Source organism: Microbacterium lushaniae, from assembly GCF_008727775.1.
Lineage (GTDB): Bacteria > Actinomycetota > Actinomycetes > Actinomycetales > Microbacteriaceae > Microbacterium > Microbacterium lushaniae.
In genome coordinates this window covers 2413643-2431307 of sequence record NZ_CP044232.1, presented here as the reverse complement: position 1 = coordinate 2431307, position 17665 = coordinate 2413643, and the positions used below count along the sequence as shown (strand labels likewise).

Genomic DNA, 17665 nt, shown 5'->3' with positions numbered 1-17665 from the left:
AGAACCCCCACAGAGAGAGAACACCATGTCCACAGCGAAGCACTCGCGCCTCGGCGCCCTCCTCGCGGCCGGCACCGTCAGCACCCTCCTCCTGGCGGGGTGCGCGTCGAGCAACCCCCTCGAAGACGACAATCCCGCCGGCGGGGAGAGCAGCCGCGAGAACGATGACACCACCATCGTCGTCGGGTCGCAGGAGTACTACTCGAACGAGATCATCGCGGAGATCTACGCGCAGGCCCTCGAGGACGCCGGGTTCGACGTCGAGCGCGAATTCAGCATCGGCCAGCGCGACGCGTACATGCCGGCCATCGAGGACGGCGACATCACGGTGTTCCCCGAGTACACCGGCAACCTCCTGGAGTACTTCGACCCTTCGGCGACGGCGACCGCGCCGGACGAGGTCTACGCGGCGCTGCAGGAGGTGCTGCCCGAAGGGCTCACCGTCCTGGAGTACGCGCCGGCGACCGATCAGGACACCTACACGGTGACGACCGAGTTCGCGGATCAGTACGACCTGACCACCATCGCCGACCTGGCGGAGGTGGACGTCCCCCTCACCATCGGTGCGGCGCCGGAGTTCGAGGAGCGTCCGTACGGACCGGCGGGCGCGAAGGAGACCTACGGCGTCGACGTGGCCTTCTCCGCGACCGGCCCGACCACCCTGGAGGACCTGCTGGCCGGCACCGTCAACATCGCCGACATCTACACCGCCGACCCGGCGTTCGAGACCGAGGACATCGTCGCGCTGGAAGACCCGGAGAACCTCATCCTCGCCTCCAACGTCGTGCCGCTCGTGCAGGCCGACATCGCCGATGAGATCGCCGACGTGCTCAACGCCGTCAGCGCCGCGCTGACGCCCGAGGCCCTCGTGGCCCTCAACGTGCAGAGCACGGTCGACCAGGAGTCCACCGAAGACATCGCCGAGGCGTGGCTGGAGGAGAACGGCCTGAACTGAGCCACCGGGGCGGGTCGCGTGCGGCCCGCCCCGCAGCTCACCGGACGCGTCGGTCGGGATACACGTCGCGGATGTGCGCGAGGAAGTGCCGGCCGACGCTCTCGGCCTCGACCAGCCCGCGGTGTCTGGAGGGCGGGACTGCGAAGTACTGGTACACCTCGCCGCTGGTGAACTCGATCTCCAGCACGGCCGTCGCGGGGTCGTAACCGACCGACGTGATCGCACTCGAGCGCACCCGCGTTCGCCTCATGGCGGCCACGCTACGCCCGCCCGCCTAGGCTGGGAGGGACATGGCGCATCTTCTCGGGGCCGAGGCCCTGCACCTGGAATACCCCACCACCGTCGTCTTCGACTCCGTCTCCCTCGGCGTCAACGAAGGAGACCGCATCGGGATCGTGGGTCGCAACGGCGACGGCAAGTCCAGCCTGCTGGCGATGCTGGCCGGGCGTGCGCAACCCGACTCCGGGCGCGTGACGGTCCGCGGCGGGGTGCGCATCGGCGTACTCGATCAGGCCGACGTCCTCGATGACGACGACACGGTGGGGCACGCCGTCGTGGGCGACCTGGCCGACCACGAGTGGGCGGGCGACGCCCGCGTGCGCGACGTGATCGCGGGTCTGCTGACCGACCTGGCGTGGGATGCGCCGCTGGGCACCCTTTCCGGAGGCCAGCGCCGGCGCGTCGCGCTGGCGCGCCTGCTCGTCGGTGACTGGGACGTGCTGTTCCTGGACGAGCCGACGAACCATCTCGACGTCGAGGGCATCACGTGGCTGGCGGAGCACCTCAAGCGGCGGTGGCCGGCGGGGGCCGGCGGCCTTCTGGTCGTCACGCACGACCGGTGGTTCCTCGATGAGGTCTGCACGGTCACGTGGGAGGTGCACGACCGCATCGTCGAGTCCTTCGAGGGCGGGTACGCCGCGTACATCCTGCAGCGGGTGGAACGCGATCGCCAGGCCGCCTCCATCGAGGCGCGCCGCCAGAACCTCGCGCGCAAGGAGCTGGCGTGGCTGCGCCGGGGCGCTCCGGCGCGCACGGCGAAGCCGAAGTTCCGCATCGACGCGGCCAACGCGCTCATCGCCGACGTGCCGGAGATCCGCGACCCCGTCGCGCTGCAATCCCTCGCCGTCTCCCGGCTGGGCAAGGACGTCGTCGACCTGCTGGACGTGTCCGTCGCATACGACGACCGCGAGGTGCTGCGCGGGGTCGAGTGGCGCATCGCGCCGGGGGAGCGCACCGGCATCCTGGGTGTCAACGGCGCGGGCAAGTCCACGCTCCTCGGGCTCATCGACGGCACGGTGCATCCGACGGCCGGTCGCGTCAAGCGCGGCAAGACCGTGCGCGTGGCGACCCTCACGCAGCGTCTCGACGAACTCGAGGACCATCTCGACGACCCGGTGCGCGTCGTGGTCGCGGGCCTGCGGACCAGCTACACGTTCGGCGCCGGCTCCAAGGCGCAGGAGCTCACGCCCGGGCAGCTGCTGGAGCGCCTCGGATTCTCCAGCGCCCAGCTCTCCACCCCGGTCCGAGACCTCTCCGGAGGGCAGAAGCGCCGCCTGCAGCTGCTCATGATCCTCCTGGACCAGCCGAACGTGCTGATCCTGGATGAGCCGACCAACGACCTCGACACCGACATGCTCGCCGCGATGGAGGACCTGCTGGACTCGTGGCCGGGCACCCTCCTGGTGGTCTCGCACGACCGGTACTTCCTGGAGCGGGTGACCGATCAGCAGTACGCGATCTTCGACGGGCACCTGCGCCACCTCCCCGGCGGGGTGGAGGAGTACCTGCGACTGCGCCGGAGCCAGCCGGACACGGCCGCGCGTGCGACCGCCGGCGCCCCGGCGGCGTCGTCCGCACTCTCCGGGGCCGACCTGCGGGCCGCGCAGAAGGAGATCGCCGCGCTCGAGCGGCGGATCGGCAAGCTGGAGAAGGACATCGGATCCGCCCGCATGGCGCTGGCCGAGCACGATCAGGCCGACTACGCGGGCCTGGCCGCCGAGATGCAGCGTATCGCGGTGATGGAGACCGAGCGCGACGACCTCGAGACCCGCTGGTACGAGCTGGGCGAAGCGCTGGGCTGACCCGCCGCATCCCCGGCACAGGCGCGCGGGGATCCGGGAGGCGGAGCGGTCAGGCGTCGAAGCCGAGGCTGAGCTTGCGCAGCAGGCTCGCCAGCCGCTCGCGGTCGCTGCGGGAGAGGCTGTCCAGGAGGATCGCCTCGGCATCCACGAGGCGCGTGATCGCGGCATCCACGCGGGTCCGTCCGTCGGGGGTCAGCGTCACCAGGACGCTGCGGCCGTCGGCGGGGTCGGCCTCGCGGCGCACGAGCCGGCGGCCCACGAGGCGGTCGATGCGGTTGGTCATCGTGCCGCTGGAGACGAGGGTCTGCTGCAGGAGCTGCTTGGGACTCAGCTGGAACGGCTCGCCCGCGCGCCGCAGCGCGGAGAGCACGTCCCATTCCCACGGCTCCAGCTCGCTGCGGCGGAACGCCTCCTTGCGGGCGCGGTCGAGGTGGCGGGAGAGCCGGTCGACGCGGGAGAGGACCTCCAGCGGAGAGAAATCGAGGTCGGGCCGCTGGCGGACCCACGCACCGACGATGCGGTCGACCTCGTCGCTCTCCTGGCTCACCGTCCCATTATGGCCAGGCCCACGCCGGTCTCCAGGCCGGGGGGATGGCAGACTGGAAGGCGCCCTCGCATCACGCGGCGGCGGTCCGCTGTGGTGTAACGGCAGCACGACAGCCTTTGGAGCTGTGAGGTTCAGGTTCGAATCCTGGCGGCGGAGCATGACGAATGATCTGGCCATCGTGATCCTCGCCGCCGGTCAAGGCACGCGCATGCGCTCGCGCCTGCCCAAGGTGCTGCATCCCCTCGGCGGGCGCCCGCTGGTGGCGCACGTGCTCGACAACGCCGCAGCCCTGGACCCGGTGCGGATCGAGGTCGTCGTCCGCCATGACCGCGACCGCGTGGTGGAGACCATCAACGACGTGGCCACCGGCGTGCACATCGTCGACCAGGACGAGATCCCCGGAACCGGCCGGGCCGTGCAGGTGGCCCTGGCCGACCTCGGCGACTTCGCCGGCGACGTCCTGGTGCTCAGCGGCGACGTGCCGCTCCTGGAGGCATCCACCCTCGCCGACCTCCTCGCGACCCACCGGGCGTCGGGGGCGGCGGCCACGATCCTCAGCGCGCGCGTGGACGACCCCACCGGGTACGGCCGCATCATCCGCGACGCCGCCGGCGACGTGCAGCGCATCGTCGAGCAGAAGGACGCCAGCGACGACGAGGCCGCCGTGGCGGAGATCAACGTCGGCGTGTACGTCTTCCAGGCGCCCGCGCTGCGCAGCCACCTCGACCTCGTGGGCACGGCGAACGCGCAGGGCGAGCGGTACCTGACCGACGTCGTGGGGCTGCTGCGGGACTCGCGGCTGCCGGTGGCCGCAGCCCTCGCCCCCGACGCCACCGCGGCGCTGGGCGTGAACGATCGCGTGCAGCTGGCCGAGGCCGCCCGCATCCTCAATGCCCGCACGGTGCGCCGCTGGCAGCTGGAGGGCGTGAGCGTGCAGGATCCGGCGACGACGTGGATCGACGTGGACGCCACCCTCGCCCCGGATGTCACGGTCCTGCCCAACACGCACATCCTGGGCGCGACGACCATCGCCACCGGTGCGACCGTGGGGCCGGACACGAGCCTCGTGGACTGCGAGGTGGGAGAGGACGCCGTCGTGCGGCGCACCGACGCCACCCTCGCCGTGATCGGTGCGCGCACGAACGTCGGGCCGTTCGCGTTCCTCCGCCCCAACACCACGCTCGCCGCCGGCGGCAAGATCGGCACCTTCGTCGAGACGAAGAACTCCTCGATCGGGGAGGGCAGCAAGGTGCCGCACCTGTCCTACATCGGCGACACCACGATCGGGCGCGGGGTGAACCTGGGTGCCGGCGCGATCACGGCGAACTACGACGATCTGACCAAGCACCGCACCGAGATCGGCGACGAGGTGCACACCGGCTCGCACAACGTGTTCGTGGCGCCGGTTAGAATCGAGGCAGGTGCAAAGACCGGGGCCGGCGCGGTGATCCGCAAGGACGTTCCCCCCGGCGCCCTGGCACTGAGCGTGGCCCCCCAGCGCAACGTCGAGGGGTGGGTCGAAAAGAACCGACCGGGCACGGGCGCGGCATCCGCCGCCGCCGGGGCCCGGGCTGCACAGGAAGCTGGCGATGGGTCGCAAGAAGAAGACGGTTGATCTCGATCGGGTCAACGGCATCGCCCCCGGCTTGGTCGCCAAGACGAAGAAGCGTCTCGTCGTCGCCGCCGGGCGCTCGCACCGCGAGCTGGCGGCCCAGGTCGCGGAACAACTGGGCACGGAACTCGCCCCCACCGAGCACCGCACCTTCGCGTCGGGCGAGATCTACACGCGCTTCGAGGTGTCGATCCGCGGATGCGACGTCTTCGTCATCCAGTCCTTCGGCCCGCCGGTCAACGAGTGGCTCATGGAGCTGCTCATCATGCTCGACGCGCTCAAGCGCGCGTCGGCCAAGCGCATCACCGTCGTGGCGCCGTACTTCCCGTACTCGCGCCAGGACAAGAAGGGCCGCGGTCGCGAGCCGATCAGCGCGCGCCTGATCACCGACCTGCTCACCACCGCCGGCGCCGACCGCATCATGAGCGTCGACCTGCACGCCGCGCAGATCCAGGGCTTCTTCAACGGCCCGGTGGATCACCTGTTCGCCAAGCCCGTGCTGCTGGAGTACTTCCGCCAGCACCTCAGCGAGGACGACCGGGCGACGCTGACGGTCGTCTCACCCGACATGGGCCGCGTGCGCGTCGCCGACACCTGGTCGGACAGCCTCGGCGCTCCGCTTGCCATCATCCACAAGCGGCGCGACCCGAAGGTCGCCAACCAGGTCACGGTGCACGAGATCGTCGGTGAGGTCTCCGGCCGCACGTGCCTGCTGGTGGACGACATGATCGACACCGGCGGCACCATCGTCAAGGCCGCGCAGGCGCTCAAGGAGGCCGGCGCGAGGAAGGTCATCGTCGCCGCGACGCACGCGATCTTCAGCCCGCCGGCGATCGAGCGGCTGCAGGACGCCGCGATCGACCAGGTCGTGGTCACCGACACCGTGCCGATCCCCGCCGACGAGCGGTTCGACGGTCTGACCGTGCTCTCCATCGCGCCGCTGCTGGCCCGTGCCATCCGCGAGGTCTTCGAAGACGGCTCCGTGACCAGCATGTTCGGCGGCGAGGCCTGATTCGACGCCTCGCGTAAGGAGGATGCCGTGCTCCACCCCACTGCTGTGCGACGCCCCATCCGGGTCGGTGCTGCCCTTGCCGGGGTCGCCGGCATCGTAGGCCTGACCGGCTGTGCCGGGTCGGGCTCGCAGGAGAACGCCTCGCCGGAGGAGGCCGCCTACACCGACGGCACGTACACGGCCGAGGGCTCGTATCGCACGCCCGAGACGACCGAGACCATCGAGGTCACCCTCACCCTGGCCGACGACGTCATCACGGCCGTGGAGGTGGCCGGCGACCCGCAGGCGCCGCAGTCGGTGCAGTACCAGGGCCGTTTCATCGGCGGGATCTCGGACGAGGTCGTGGGTCGCGACATCGACGAGATCTCGGTGAGCCGCGTGGCCGGGTCCTCCCTCACCAGCGGCGGCTTCAACGAGGCGATCGAGGTCATCAAGGCAGAGGCCGCGGCCTGAGCCGATGCCGCCGGCCCCGCGCGCGGTCTGGGCGTTCGAGGCGATCGGCACGCGCTGGTCGGTCGAGACCGCAGCGCCCCTGGCGCCCGCGGTGCGATCCCGTGTCGAGGGCATCGTGGACGCCTTCGACCGGACGTGGTCGCGCTTCCGTCCCGATTCCCTCGTGACCGGACTGGCGCGCTCGGGCGGCGCGGTGCCCCTTCCCGCGGATGCTCCGGCGATGCTCGACGTGTACACCGCGCTCGACACCGCCACCGGCGGGGCCGTCAACCCGCTCGTCGGCGACGCGCTGGTCCGCCTGGGATACGGCGCCGGGTACCCCCTGTCCTCCGCGGCCGACCCGGTGCCCGCGCCGGCGGGCTGGCGCCGCAGCCTCACGTGGGAGGGCGGCCGGCTCGCCCTCGATGCCCCGGCGATGATCGACGTCGGAGCGGTGGGGAAGGGGCGCCTGGTCGATCTCGTGCTGGCTGCGGTGCAGGAGTCGGGGGCGGCGGACGTGCTGGTGGATGCCTCCGGTGATCTCGCGGTGCGCGGCGCCGCGCACCGCATCGGGCTGGAGCATCCGTTCGATCCCCGCCGTGCGATCGGCGTCATCGAAGTGGCCGACGCCGCCCTGTGCGCCTCCGGCGTCACCCGCCGCGCGTGGGGCGACGGGCTCCATCACGTCCTGGACGCGCGGACCGGAGCGCCGGTGCGCGCGTACGCCGCCACATGGGCGGTGGCCGACACCGCGCTGCGCGCCGACGCACTGGCCACGGCGCTGTTCTTCGAGGGCGGGCCGGAGCTGGCCGCCGCGTGGGGCGGGCAGTGGGTGCGCATGCGCACCGACGGCCGCGTGGAGTGGTCGCCGGGAAGTACGGCAGAGTTGTTCTCGTGATCGGTGCACTCACGGCGGGCTGGACGCGCGTGTTCGGCGTCCTGGGTCGCCTTTCCAGCTACCGCCTCGTGCTGCTGTCGCTGGCGGCTCTCGCCGCGATCGCCGTCGTGCTCTCGCTCGCGGGCCTGGTGGGCCCTGGGCCGCTGGAGCTCATCGTGACGGCGCTCGTGCTGGCCGTGGTGTGCGTGGTCGTCGACGTCGCGCTGCACCGGATGCTGCGGGTGCCGCCGCGGGTGGAATCCTCCCTCATCACCGCCGCCATCTTGCTGTTCGTGCTGTTCCCCACGCTGGATCCGGCGGGGCTGGCCGGCATCGCGCTCGCCGGTGCCGTGGCATCCCTGTCGAAGTACCTGCTCGCGTGGCGCGGACGCCATGTCTTCAACCCCGCCGCGGTGGGTGCGGCCGCGCTGACCCTCGTGGGCATCGCCGTGCCCGCGCTGGGCGCCTCGGCGTGGTGGGTGGGCACTCCCGCGATGGCCGCCCCCGTGCTCGTCCTGGGTGTCGCGGTGCTGTGGCGCACCGAGAAGCTGCGGATGGTCGCGGGGTTCTGGGTCATCGCCGCCGGGGTGGCGTTCCTGCGGGCCGTGGCGCTGGACTCCGCCGCCGGCGTGGAGGTGGATGCCCTCGCCATCCTCACGCAGGTGACGTTGTCATCGCCGTATCTGTTCCTGGGTGCCTTCATGCTGTCCGAACCGCTCACGATGCCCCCGCGCCGCTGGCAGCAGTTCGCCGTCGCCGCGCTGGTGGGTGTGCTCGCCGGCTGGCCGATCGATGTGGGCGCGTTCACCCTCGGGCAGGAGTTCGCCCTGCTCGCGGGCAACGCCTTCGCCTTCGCCTTCACGTGGCGCGCGGCCGTGCGGCTCGTGCTCGAGGGGCGGCGAGACGTGACGCCGACGGTGCGCGAGCTGACCTTCCGTGCCCGGCGCCCATTCGCCTTCCGGCCGGGGCAGTACCTCGAGCTCGAGGTCCCGCACCGCCGCCCGGATGCCCGCGGCACGCGGCGGGAGTTCTCGATCGCCTCCGCTCCGGGGGAGATGCCCGTCGTGCGGATCGCCTTCAAGGAGGGCTCCAAATCCAGCTACAAGCGAGCGCTCGCCGAGGTGCCGGTGGGCGCGACGCTCGCGGTGACCGGCGTGTGGGGCGACTTCCTCCTGCCCACTCGCAGCACCGCGCCGCTGCTGCTGGTGGCCGCCGGCATCGGGGTGACGCCGTTCGTGTCGCAGCTGCGTCATCTCGTCGCCACGGAGGCGGACCGCGACATCGTGCTGATCTACGTCGCCTCGGATGCGTCGGAGCTGGCATACCGCGAGGAGATCGAGCGCTCGGGGATCCCGGTCGTGGTGTACTCCCGTGACGCGCCCCCCGATCTGCCGGCGCAGTGGCGGTGGGCAGGCCGCGGGGTGCGGGTGGACGCGGAAGGGCTCCTGCGCATGGTGCCCGACATCACCGCCCGCCACGCGTACATCTCCGGTCCGCCTGCGCTGCTGGCCGATCTGGCACCGGCGCTGGATCGTGCCCGCTCGCTCACGACCGACGCCTTCTCCGGGTACTGAGCCGCTCAGGCCGTGCCGGCGTGCCGCAGCGGCAGTCGCACCTCGAAGGTCGTGTCGCCCGGTGTGCTGCGCACCCCGATCGTGCCGCCGTGCGCCTCGACGATGGCCCGCGCGATCGACAGCCCCAGGCCCGTGCCCCCGGTCTGCCGCGCCCGTGACGCGTCTCCACGCGAGAACCGCTCGAACAGCCGGTCGGCCACCGCCGGATCCACGCCCGGCCCGTCGTCGTGCACGCTGAGCACGGCCTCCTCGCCCTCCCGGCGCACCGAGACGGTCACGACCGTGCCGGGGGGCGTGTGCGTGCGCGCGTTGGCCAGCAGGTTGTCCGCGACCTGACGCAATCTCGCGGTGTCGCCGGCGAGCGTGACCGGTTCGTCCTCGACGTCGAGCACCCAGCGATGGTCGGGGCCGGCCGGGCGGGCGTCCTCGACGGCTTCGATGGCGAGGCGGGTGAGGTCGACCTCGCCGTAGACGATCTCGGTGCCCTCGTCCAGGCGGGCCAGGAGCAGCAGGTCCTCCACCAGTGCGGTCATCCGCAGCGACTGCGCCTGGATGCGCTCCAGCGCCGCCTGCGTGCCGGGGCTGAGCGACGGATCGCGCAGCGACAGTTCCGAGTATCCCCGGATCGAGGTGAGGGGGGTGCGCAGTTCGTGGCTCGCGTCGGCGACGAAGCTGCGCATGAGCTCCTCGTTGTGCTGGCGGGCCGTGAGCGAGGCATCCACATGGTCCAGCAGGGTGTTCAGGGCCGCGCCCACCTGTCCGATCTCGGTGCTGTCGTCCGCCTGCTGGGCGGGCACCCGCTCGGTGATGGAGACGTCACCGGAGTCCATGCGCACCTTCGCCACGCGCGTGGCGGTGTCGGCGACCGCGCGCAGGGGGCCCAGCCCGATGCGGATGACCACGGCGATGATCGCCGACAGCAGCAGCAGGCCGCCGGTGGTGACGATGGCGACGGTGGCCAGGATCTGCGACAGCGTGCCGGTGATCTCCGTCAGCGGCAGCCCGACGATCGCGAGCACCTGCCGGCCCTCCAGTGTCGCGACCCGGTAGTCGCCCAGGGAGGCCAGCTCGACCGTGTACGACGTGGCCCCGCCCACGGATTCGACGATGTCGGAGATCTGCGACTGATCCAGCACGCGTACGTCGCTGCCGTCGACGTACGCGCCGGTGGTGCCGCCGCCGAGCGTCCGGGTGACCAGAAGCGTCCCGTCTCGGAACCGGCCCGTCGCCAGGACCTCCTCGGCGGTGCTCTGCGGGCTCAGTCGCACATCCTCCGCGGCCTTGCGCACGCTCGTGTCGAGGTTCTCCTGCAGCACCTGGCCGAGGATGGCGGCGGTGGACAGCGCGATGATCGCCAGGATGACCGCGACCATCCCGATGATCGCGGTCATCAGCCGCGCCTGGAGACTCCACGTGTGGTAGTTCGGAAGGCGGCGCCGGGGGCCCGTCACTGCGGCGCTTTGATCATGTAGCCGACGCCGCGCACGGTGTGGATGAGGGGCTCCCGGCCCTGATCGACCTTCTTGCGCAGGTAGGAGATGTACAGCTCCACGACGCTGGAGCGGCCGCCGAAGTCGTAGTGCCACACGCGGTCGAGGATCTGCGCCTTGGAGACGACCCTCCGCTGGTTGCGCATGAGGTAGCGCAGCAGCTCGAACTCCGTCGCGGTCAGCTCGATCTCGTCGTCGCCGCGGAACACCTCATGGCTGTCCTCGTTCAGCGACAGATCGGCCACGCGCAGGATCGGCTCGGCGTCCCCCGCGGTGGCCGTCCCCGCGCGGCGCATGAGACCGCGCAGCCGGGCCACGACCTCCTCCAGGCTGAAGGGCTTGGTGACGTAGTCGTCGCCGCCGGCGGTGAGACCGGCGACGCGGTCGGCCACCGCATCCTTGGCCGTCAGGAACAGCACCGGCACGTCGTTGCCGGAGTGGCGCAGGCGCTGCAGCACCGACATCCCGTCGAGGTCGGGCATCATGATGTCCAGCACCATGGCGTCGGGGGCGAAGTCGCGGGCGGCCTGCAGGGCTTGCAGCCCGGACGAGGCCGTGCGCACGTCCCAGCCCTCCATGCGCAATGCCATCGAGAGGAGGTCGGTGAGCATCTGCTCATCGTCGACGACGAGAACGCGCAGCGGAGTGCCATCGGGTCGGGTCAGGGCGGAGGGAGAAGCAGCCGCGTTCATGAGGCCATTGTGCGCCTTGAACTATGACATTCCTATGGTCCCGGTTATGCGCAGGCTGTGAGTGGGATCCCCATCAGGCGCCGGCGGCGCGCGCGTGGGCGATCATCCGGTCGAAAAGCGCGTCGCGTCGCTCGTTCACCTGCTGCTGTTCGGGGTGCGTGTCGAACCAGGCCAGGATGCGCCGGGCCCCCTCGTCGAACGTGATCGTCGTGGCGAACGCAGGCACCAGGGCCGTGACCTTGGCGTTGTCGAACACCATCGAATGGGCATTGTCTCCGAGGAGCCCCGGACCGAGGTCGGGGTCCCACGCCGCGATCGTCTCGCTGGCGATGTGGACGAGTTGCGGGTCCGCGACGCCGGCCGCCTCGGCGAGCCACGTGTAGATCTGGTTCCACGTGGGCGCGTGCGTGCCGGTGATCGTGAAGGCCTCGCCGAGGGCCGCGCGGTTGCCCAGGAGCCCCGTGAAGGCGACGGCGAAGTCATCGCTGTGCGTCAGCGTCCACTGCGTCGTGCCGTCGCCGTGGACCACGACGGGCTTGCCGGCGCGCAGGCGTGCCACGTCGGTCCACCCGCCCATCGTGGGCAGCAGAGTGGCGTCGTACGTGTGCGATGGGCGCACGATCGTGACCGGAAGGCCGCGGTCCCGGTACGCCGCGACCAGAAGGTCTTCGCACGCGATCTTGTCGCGCGAGTACTGCCAGAACGGATTGCGCAGGGGGGTGGATTCGGTCACGGGTACGCGTGCCGGGGGCTTCTGGTAGGCCGAGGCGGAACTGATGAAGATGTACTGCCCGGCGCGCTCACCGGCGACCGTGAGCGCCGTCTGCACGTGCGCGGGGACGAAGGAGAGGAAATCGGCGACGACGTCGAACTCGGCACCCGCGAGCGCCGCGGTCACCGCCTCGGCGTCGCGCACGTCGACGACGAGCTCCCGCACGTCGCCGGGCAGCGCTCGCGGACTCCGACCGCGGTTGAGGACGGTCACGTCGTGACCTGCCGCGACGGCTGCGCGCACGCAGGACGTGCTGATGACACCGGAACCGCCGAGGAAGAGGATGCGTCGAGAGCTCACACGACGACCCTAGACCTCCCCATCTTCCCTGTGTCGGCGGCTGGGTCTACCGTGTGGCGCATGAATACGACAGAGCTCTCGGCGCGCGTGAACGGCGCGCTCGTCCGGCCCGGCGACGCCGGCTGGGATCAGGCGCGGCTGTTCCACTCGGGCATCGGTGAGCCCGACCTCATCGTGCGCGCCGCCGCGGTGGAGGACGTGCGCGCAGCGGTGGCCTACGCCGCCGCGCACGACCTGCCCATCGGAGTCCGCGGCGGCGGGCACAGTGCGTGGGGCACCGTCCCGGGGGTGTCGTGATCGACCTCGCGGAGCTCCGCGACATCCGCGTCGACCCGGCGACGCGCCGGGTGTCGGTGGGCGGAGGAGCGACCTGGGGCGACGTCGCCCGCACCCTCGCGGGGGAGGGGCTCGGGATCAGCTCGGGCGACACCGCGTCCGTGGGCGTGGGGGGACTGACCCTGGGCGGCGGGATCGGCTGGATGGTGCGGGCGTGGGGGCTCGCGGCCGACCAGCTAGTCGGCGCGCAGGTGGTGACCGCGTCGGGCGAGGTCGTGGAGGCCTCGGCCACGGAGCATCCCGATCTCTTCTGGGCCTTGCGCGGCGGCGGCGGCAACGTCGGCGTCGTCACGCGGTTCGACTTCGTCGCGCATGCACTGAACGACGTCGTCTTCGCCACGCTGCGCGTCTCCGGCGACGCGGCCGCGACCCTTCGGGCGCTGCGCGATCTCATGCGCGACGCGCCGCCGCAGTTCACGGTGACGTACATGGACGTGCCGGCGATGGATCCCAACGCCCCGGCCGGGGCGGGGATCACGGTGTGCGGCATCGACACCGATGTCGCGGCCACGCGATCCTTTTTGGAGCCCGTGCTGGCGGTGCCGGGTGTCTCGGCGGAGGAGATCGCGGTGCGCTCCTATCCCGATGTGCTGATGGAGATGCCCGGCTATGACCCCGACCAACCGCCACCGGGGTTCGTCGGCGGCAACACGCTGCTCGCGGAGCTCGATGACGACGTCGTCGACGCGCTCGTCGGCTTTCGCGCGACGCGGCCGGCAGCGGTGCTGTTCCTGCGCTCGCTGGGAGGCGCCTACGGCGACGTGGCCCCCGCGGATACGCCCTTCCCGGCCCGTTCGGCCACGTGGTTCGCCATGGCCGGGGCCTTCGATGTGCCGGGACTGCTCGATGCGGCGGGTGTCGCCGCGGCCGAACGCGAGTGGGCGGCCATCGAGGCGCACGGGCTGGCGCGGTACGCCAACTTCAGCGTGTCGACCGATCCGGAATGGGCCCGGCGGATGTATCCGGAACCGGTCTGGTCGCGTCTGGCGGCGATCAAGCGGACGTGGGATCCGGGCAATCTGTTCCGCCGCAACCACAACGTGCCGCCCGCGAGCGCGGACGGCACGTCGTGACGGACGGTCAGTGGGTGTCTTCGGCCTCGATCTCGGTGCGGTCGCCCGACCACAGCGTGTGGAAGGTGCCTGCCTTGTCGATGCGCTTGTAGGTGTGCGCGCCGAAGAAGTCGCGCTGCCCCTGGATGAGTGCGGCCGGCAGACGCTCGGCGCGGAGGCCGTCGTAATACGCCAGCGACGACGAGAACGCCGGAGCCGGGATCCCCGCGCGGGCCGAGATGGCCACCACGTCGCGCCAGGCCGCCTGCGCACGCGTGAGCGCGTCGACGAAGTAGGGGGCGGTCAGCAGCACCGGCAGTTCGGGCGTGGCGGCGTACGCCTCGGTGATGCGGTTGAGGAACTGGGCGCGGATGATGCATCCGCCGCGCCAGATGGCCGCGATCCGGCCGAGGTCGATGTGCCAGCCGTACTCGGCCGCCCCCGCGCGGATCTCGTCGAACCCCTGCGAGTAGGCGACGATCTTGGAGGCATAGAGGGCGAGGCGGATCTTCTCGATGAAGGCGTCGACGTCGTCGACCTGCAGCGCCTGGGCTGCCGACTCCGCCGAGGGGCCCGGCAGCGCGCGCGAGACCTCGCGCTGCTCGGGGTGGCTGGAGAGGGATCGGGCGAAGGTGGCCTCGGCGATGCCGGAGACCGGTACGCCCAGGCTCAGTGCCGTCTGGACGGTCCACGCACCCGTGCCCTTGGCGCCGGCCTGATCGACGATGACGTCCACGAGCGGGCGGCCCGTCTCGGCGTCGACCTGCCGCAGCACTTCGGCGGTGATCTCGATGAGGTACGACTCCAGCTCGCCGCGGTTCCACTCGGCGAACACGTCGGCGATCTCGGCGGGGCTCTTGCCGGTCCCGCGGCGGATGAGGTCGTACGCCTCGGCGATCAGCTGCATGTCGGCGTACTCGATGCCGTTGTGCACCATCTTCACGAAGTGCCCGGCACCGTCGTGGCCGACGTGGGTCACGCACGGCTCGCCTTCGGCGACCGCGGCGATCGAGCGGAGGATCGGGCCGAGCGTGGTCCAGGACTCGTCGGATCCGCCGGGCATGAGCGACGGGCCGTTCAGCGCGCCCTCCTCGCCGCCGGAGACGCCCATGCCGACGAAGTTGATGCCCGTCTCGCGGACCGCCTTCTCGCGCCGGATGGTGTCGGTGAACAGGGCGTTGCCCCCGTCGACGATGATGTCGCCGGGTTCGAACACGCGGATGAGCTCTTCGATGACCGCGTCGGTCGCGCCACCGGCCTTGACCATGATGATCGCGGTGCGCGGGCGCTGCAGCGACCCGGCGAAATCCTCGTAGGAGAAGGCGGGGACGAATCCGGCCTCCGGGTGCGCGCCCACCAGTTCATCCGTCTTGGAGCGGGACCGGTTGAGCACGGCCACGGTGTTGCCTTCGCGGCTGGCGAGGTTGCGGGCGAGGTTGGACCCCATCACCGCCAGGCCGACGACGCCGATGTTGGCGTGACCGCTCCCCTCGGCGGGAGCATCCGTGCCCGCATCGGCGGTCGGGCGGGGGACGTCCTCCGGTGCCGGGGCGCCCTCATGCGCACGGGTCGCCTGATGGGGCGCCTGATCCTGATCAGTGGACAGCTGCGTCTGGGCGGGATCGGTTGCGGACACGCGGGCTCCTGGTGATCGAGGGGGGATCGGCGCAGCCCCCGGAGCTCGGGGGCGCGGCGGGGCGTCAGTCGTTGCGGTACCCGGAGCGGCCGAGCGACCAGAACGCCCCGACGGTGCCGATGAGACCGACTGCGGCGATGCCGCCGACGATCCACAGCATCAGGTGCGAGAAGAATTCCGCGGGCATGGGTCCTCCGTATGTCGGCTGCGTCTTCATCGTATCGGGGCCACTGGTAGGCTGGAGACACATACTTCGGCGAGGGATGCGTCCGCCCAGGGCGACGCGTCCGTGATCGACGCGGTGAAGCAGGCCCACGGCTTTCCTCACGCCCTCGCGTTCGAGTCGAAACCAGACCCCACATCGGGCCCGTGCGCCCGCAAGGAGAATCCAACATGTCGGAAGACAACAAGGTCCACGCCGAACTGCGTGAGAACTTCGGCAAGGGCCATGCCCGCCGTCTGCGCGCCACCGGGAAGATCCCGGCCGTCCTGTACGGCCACGGCGCCGACCCCATGCACCTCGCCCTTCCGGGCCACCAGGTGTCGCTGCTCATCCGCCGCGCCAACGCGCTGCTCGACCTCGACGTCGCGGGCACCTCGCAGTACGCCCTGGTCAAGGACGTGCAGAAGGACCCCGTGCACCAGATCATCGAGCACATGGACCTCCTCGTGGTGAAGAAGGGCGAGAAGGTGTCCGTCGACGTCCCGATCATCGTCACCGGTGAGTCGGCCCCCGGCACCATCGCGAACCTCGACGCCACGACGATCCTCATCGAGGCGGAGGCCACGCACCTGCCCGAGTCGATCGAGGTCAGCGTCGAGGGCCTGGAGGATGGCACGCACATCACCGCCGCCGACCTGAAGCTTCCCGCCGGCTCCCTCCTCATCGCCGATCCGGAGACGCTCATCATCGCCGTCTCGGTGCCGTCTGCGACGCTTGCCGCCGAGGACGAGATCGCCGCGGCCGACGCCGCGGTGGCCGAGGAGCAGTCCGAGGAGGCCGCCGAGTCCGAGTGACCGGCTGGTTTCCGATCTTCCCGAAGGGGCGCCTCGAGCGCCCCTTCGGCGTCTGCGCGGGGATCGGGGAGGATGGTGTCGATGACTGAGCCATGGCTGATCGTGGGTCTGGGAAACCCCGGACCGCGATACGAGAGCACCCGGCACAACGTCGGGCAGATGGTGCTGGATGAACTGGCGCGCCGTCGAGGCGAGCGGTTCACGTCGCGCAAGGCCCACGCCGGTGTGGCCGAGTCGTGGCTGCGTCCGGGCGGACCCAAGCTCGTGCTGGCCAAGCCGCACAGCTTCATGAACGTCTCGGGTGGACCCGTGGCCAACCTCGCCAAGTATTACGGGATCGGTGCCGACCACATCGTCGTGGTGCACGATGAGCTCGACATCCCCTTCGACACACTCAAGCTCAAGAGCGGTGGGGGAGCGGGGGGGCACAACGGCGTGCGGGATGTGGCCAAAGCGCTGGGGACCCCGGACTTCGCCCGCGTGCGCGTGGGCATCGGGCGGCCGCCGGGTCGCCAGGATCCGGCCGACTGGGTGCTCGAACCCTTCGGTGCGGGTGAGCGGGCGACTCTGCCCAATCTGATCGTGGATGCGGCGGATGCGGTGGAGCTCGTCGTGGACGAGGGACTGCTGGCCGCGCAGCAGCGGTTCCACGCGCCGCGCTGAACGTGGCGCGTGGAACCGCCGGGAATCACGCCATGTAGGGCGCGAAACCTGCTGCGGCGCCGATGCCGTAGAACATCGAGACGGCCCCGACGCCGATGACGGCGAGCACGATGGCGACGATGCCCCACACGCGTCCGCGGTTCTTGACCGCCGCGACGATGCCCTGGATGAAGCCCCACAGCGCGAGGATGCCCCACACCAGGAACGCCACGATCGACAGCAGCCCCGCGGTCACGGCGATCTGCTCGGCCTCCGGCGGAACCGCACCGGAGACGTTCCCGTTGCTGTCGACGTAGGCGCCGAGGCCGCCGATCTGCATACCGGCGATGAAGGCGATGATCGAGCCGATGATGGCACCGGCCAGCGAGGCGGCGAAGGCGATGATCCCCAGGCGCGCCGGGCCCTTCTGCGTGCCGGTGGGCTGTCCGGCCGCGGGTGCGTACCCGCCGGCGTGGGCGGACGGCGCCGGATAGGCCGGCGGCGGCGTGGGCTGATTGGCGGGGTCGGGTGAGGTGCTGCTCATGAGTACTCCTTTGTTACGGGTCAATGCCGCGGTCAGTCTAGGGGTGGCCCGCCGCGGCAATCGACCGCACCGCCGGTTGTCGGGGCGCGCCGTA

The 17665-nt window shown here is 71.1% G+C and carries 19 protein-coding genes and 1 tRNA gene; 12 read left to right on the top strand and 8 right to left on the bottom strand.

Annotated features, from left to right (window positions below):
* The first annotated feature begins 25 nt into the window (after positions 1-25).
* The gene (locus F6J85_RS11640) at positions 26-955 is read left to right on the top strand and encodes an ABC transporter substrate-binding protein (RefSeq protein ID WP_150925164.1); all 930 of its coding nucleotides are present in this window, start codon (positions 26-28) and stop codon (positions 953-955) included.
* A 37-nt stretch (positions 956-992) separates the two neighbouring features.
* Here F6J85_RS11640 and F6J85_RS11635 read toward each other — a convergent pair whose 3' ends face one another.
* Complete coding sequence (locus F6J85_RS11635) at positions 993-1205, bottom strand: KTSC domain-containing protein (RefSeq protein WP_150920513.1); 213 nt, start codon at positions 1203-1205, stop codon at positions 993-995.
* 40 nt (positions 1206-1245) lie between these two features.
* On the opposite strand from F6J85_RS11635, the gene F6J85_RS11630 reads away from it, so the two are divergent.
* On the top strand, positions 1246-3036 hold the full coding sequence (locus tag F6J85_RS11630) for an ABC-F family ATP-binding cassette domain-containing protein (RefSeq protein ID WP_150925162.1): 1791 nt from the start codon (positions 1246-1248) through the stop codon (positions 3034-3036).
* A 49-nt stretch (positions 3037-3085) separates the two neighbouring features.
* Here the strand turns inward: F6J85_RS11630 and F6J85_RS11625 are convergent, their stop codons facing one another.
* Complete coding sequence (locus F6J85_RS11625; protein ID WP_150920509.1) at positions 3086-3583, bottom strand: MarR family winged helix-turn-helix transcriptional regulator; 498 nt, start codon at positions 3581-3583, stop codon at positions 3086-3088.
* 84 nt (positions 3584-3667) lie between these two features.
* Between F6J85_RS11625 and F6J85_RS11620 the strand changes: the two genes are divergently transcribed.
* The 6 genes from F6J85_RS11620 (at position 3668) to F6J85_RS11595 (ending at position 9090) form a co-directional block, all read left to right on the top strand.
* Positions 3668-3739: transfer RNA gene (locus F6J85_RS11620), tRNA-Gln, on the top strand.
* Position 3740: 1 nt separating this feature from the next.
* Positions 3741-5198: a bifunctional UDP-N-acetylglucosamine diphosphorylase/glucosamine-1-phosphate N-acetyltransferase GlmU gene (glmU, locus tag F6J85_RS11615; RefSeq protein ID WP_150925160.1), complete on the top strand. Its 1458-nt coding sequence runs from the start codon at positions 3741-3743 to the stop codon at positions 5196-5198.
* The gene (locus F6J85_RS11610) at positions 5173-6207 is read left to right on the top strand and encodes a ribose-phosphate diphosphokinase (RefSeq protein ID WP_150925158.1); all 1035 of its coding nucleotides are present in this window, start codon (positions 5173-5175) and stop codon (positions 6205-6207) included. The genes glmU and F6J85_RS11610 overlap by 26 nt, the downstream gene beginning before the upstream one ends.
* Before the next feature lie 27 nt (positions 6208-6234).
* Positions 6235-6660, top strand: coding sequence for an FMN-binding protein (locus tag F6J85_RS11605; RefSeq protein ID WP_150925156.1), 426 nt, complete (start codon positions 6235-6237; stop codon positions 6658-6660).
* Positions 6661-6664: 4 nt separating this feature from the next.
* Positions 6665-7537, top strand: a complete 873-nt coding sequence (locus tag F6J85_RS11600; RefSeq protein WP_150925154.1) for an FAD:protein FMN transferase — start codon at positions 6665-6667, stop codon at positions 7535-7537.
* Positions 7534-9090: an FAD-dependent oxidoreductase gene (locus F6J85_RS11595; protein WP_150925152.1), complete on the top strand. Its 1557-nt coding sequence runs from the start codon at positions 7534-7536 to the stop codon at positions 9088-9090. Before F6J85_RS11600 ends, F6J85_RS11595 begins: the two co-directional genes overlap by 4 nt.
* Before the next feature lie 5 nt (positions 9091-9095).
* Here the strand turns inward: F6J85_RS11595 and F6J85_RS11590 are convergent, their stop codons facing one another.
* The 3 genes from F6J85_RS11590 to F6J85_RS11580 form a co-directional block, all read right to left on the bottom strand.
* Entirely contained in the window at positions 9096-10481 is a 1386-nt protein-coding gene (locus F6J85_RS11590; protein ID WP_238706942.1) for a sensor histidine kinase, read from the bottom strand.
* Between the two features lie 56 nt (positions 10482-10537).
* Positions 10538-11272, bottom strand: a complete 735-nt coding sequence (locus F6J85_RS11585; protein WP_150920497.1) for a response regulator transcription factor — start codon at positions 11270-11272, stop codon at positions 10538-10540.
* A 73-nt stretch (positions 11273-11345) separates the two neighbouring features.
* Entirely contained in the window at positions 11346-12344 is a 999-nt protein-coding gene (locus F6J85_RS11580; protein ID WP_150925150.1) for an NAD-dependent epimerase/dehydratase family protein, read from the bottom strand.
* A 60-nt stretch (positions 12345-12404) separates the two neighbouring features.
* On the opposite strand from F6J85_RS11580, the gene F6J85_RS18015 reads away from it, so the two are divergent.
* Positions 12405-12641: an FAD-binding protein gene (locus F6J85_RS18015; RefSeq protein WP_238706941.1), complete on the top strand. Its 237-nt coding sequence runs from the start codon at positions 12405-12407 to the stop codon at positions 12639-12641.
* Positions 12638-13753 (top strand): FAD-binding oxidoreductase, encoded by a 1116-nt coding sequence (locus tag F6J85_RS11575; protein ID WP_238706940.1) that lies wholly within the window; start codon positions 12638-12640, stop codon positions 13751-13753. The genes F6J85_RS18015 and F6J85_RS11575 overlap by 4 nt, the downstream gene beginning before the upstream one ends.
* Before the next feature lie 7 nt (positions 13754-13760).
* On the opposite strand, the gene gndA is transcribed toward F6J85_RS11575, so the two are convergent.
* Positions 13761-15368: an NADP-dependent phosphogluconate dehydrogenase gene (gene gndA / locus F6J85_RS11570; RefSeq protein WP_150925148.1), complete on the bottom strand. Its 1608-nt coding sequence runs from the start codon at positions 15366-15368 to the stop codon at positions 13761-13763.
* Between the two features lie 64 nt (positions 15369-15432).
* Complete coding sequence (locus F6J85_RS18170) at positions 15433-15555, bottom strand: hypothetical protein (protein WP_275094040.1); 123 nt, start codon at positions 15553-15555, stop codon at positions 15433-15435.
* Between the two features lie 206 nt (positions 15556-15761).
* Between F6J85_RS18170 and F6J85_RS11565 the strand changes: the two genes are divergently transcribed.
* Positions 15762-16385 carry a 50S ribosomal protein L25/general stress protein Ctc gene (locus tag F6J85_RS11565; protein WP_150920491.1) on the top strand — a complete coding sequence of 208 codons (624 nt, stop codon included), beginning with the start codon at positions 15762-15764 and terminating at the stop codon, positions 16383-16385.
* A gap of 81 nt (positions 16386-16466) precedes the next feature.
* On the top strand, positions 16467-17048 hold the full coding sequence (gene pth, locus F6J85_RS11560; RefSeq protein ID WP_150925145.1) for an aminoacyl-tRNA hydrolase: 582 nt from the start codon (positions 16467-16469) through the stop codon (positions 17046-17048).
* 25 nt (positions 17049-17073) lie between these two features.
* On the opposite strand, the gene F6J85_RS11555 is transcribed toward pth, so the two are convergent.
* Positions 17074-17571, bottom strand: coding sequence for a hypothetical protein (locus F6J85_RS11555; protein ID WP_150925143.1), 498 nt, complete (start codon positions 17569-17571; stop codon positions 17074-17076).
* Between the last annotated feature and the right edge of the window lie 94 nt (positions 17572-17665).

Excerpts from the sequence above, each read along its gene's own strand:
- F6J85_RS11640 (WP_150925164.1), top strand. The coding sequence starts at position 26 with ATGTCCACAGCGAAGCACTCGCGCCTCGGCGCCCTCCTCGCGGCCGGC.
- F6J85_RS11635 (WP_150920513.1), bottom strand. The coding sequence starts at position 1,205 with ATGAGGCGAACGCGGGTGCGCTCGAGTGCGATCACGTCGGTCGGTTAC.
- F6J85_RS11630 (WP_150925162.1), top strand. The coding sequence starts at position 1,246 with ATGGCGCATCTTCTCGGGGCCGAGGCCCTGCACCTGGAATACCCCACC.
- glmU (WP_150925160.1), top strand. The coding sequence starts at position 3,741 with ATGACGAATGATCTGGCCATCGTGATCCTCGCCGCCGGTCAAGGCACG.
- F6J85_RS11610 (WP_150925158.1), top strand. The coding sequence starts at position 5,173 with ATGGGTCGCAAGAAGAAGACGGTTGATCTCGATCGGGTCAACGGCATC.
- F6J85_RS11600 (WP_150925154.1), top strand. The coding sequence starts at position 6,665 with ATGCCGCCGGCCCCGCGCGCGGTCTGGGCGTTCGAGGCGATCGGCACG.
- F6J85_RS11590 (WP_238706942.1), bottom strand. The coding sequence starts at position 10,481 with ATGACCGCGATCATCGGGATGGTCGCGGTCATCCTGGCGATCATCGCG.
- F6J85_RS11585 (WP_150920497.1), bottom strand. The coding sequence starts at position 11,272 with ATGAACGCGGCTGCTTCTCCCTCCGCCCTGACCCGACCCGATGGCACT.
- F6J85_RS18015 (WP_238706941.1), top strand. The coding sequence starts at position 12,405 with ATGAATACGACAGAGCTCTCGGCGCGCGTGAACGGCGCGCTCGTCCGG.
- F6J85_RS18170 (WP_275094040.1), bottom strand. The coding sequence starts at position 15,555 with ATGCCCGCGGAATTCTTCTCGCACCTGATGCTGTGGATCGTCGGCGGC.
- F6J85_RS11565 (WP_150920491.1), top strand. The coding sequence starts at position 15,762 with ATGTCGGAAGACAACAAGGTCCACGCCGAACTGCGTGAGAACTTCGGC.
- pth (WP_150925145.1), top strand. The coding sequence starts at position 16,467 with ATGACTGAGCCATGGCTGATCGTGGGTCTGGGAAACCCCGGACCGCGA.
- F6J85_RS11555 (WP_150925143.1), bottom strand. The coding sequence starts at position 17,571 with ATGAGCAGCACCTCACCCGACCCCGCCAATCAGCCCACGCCGCCGCCG.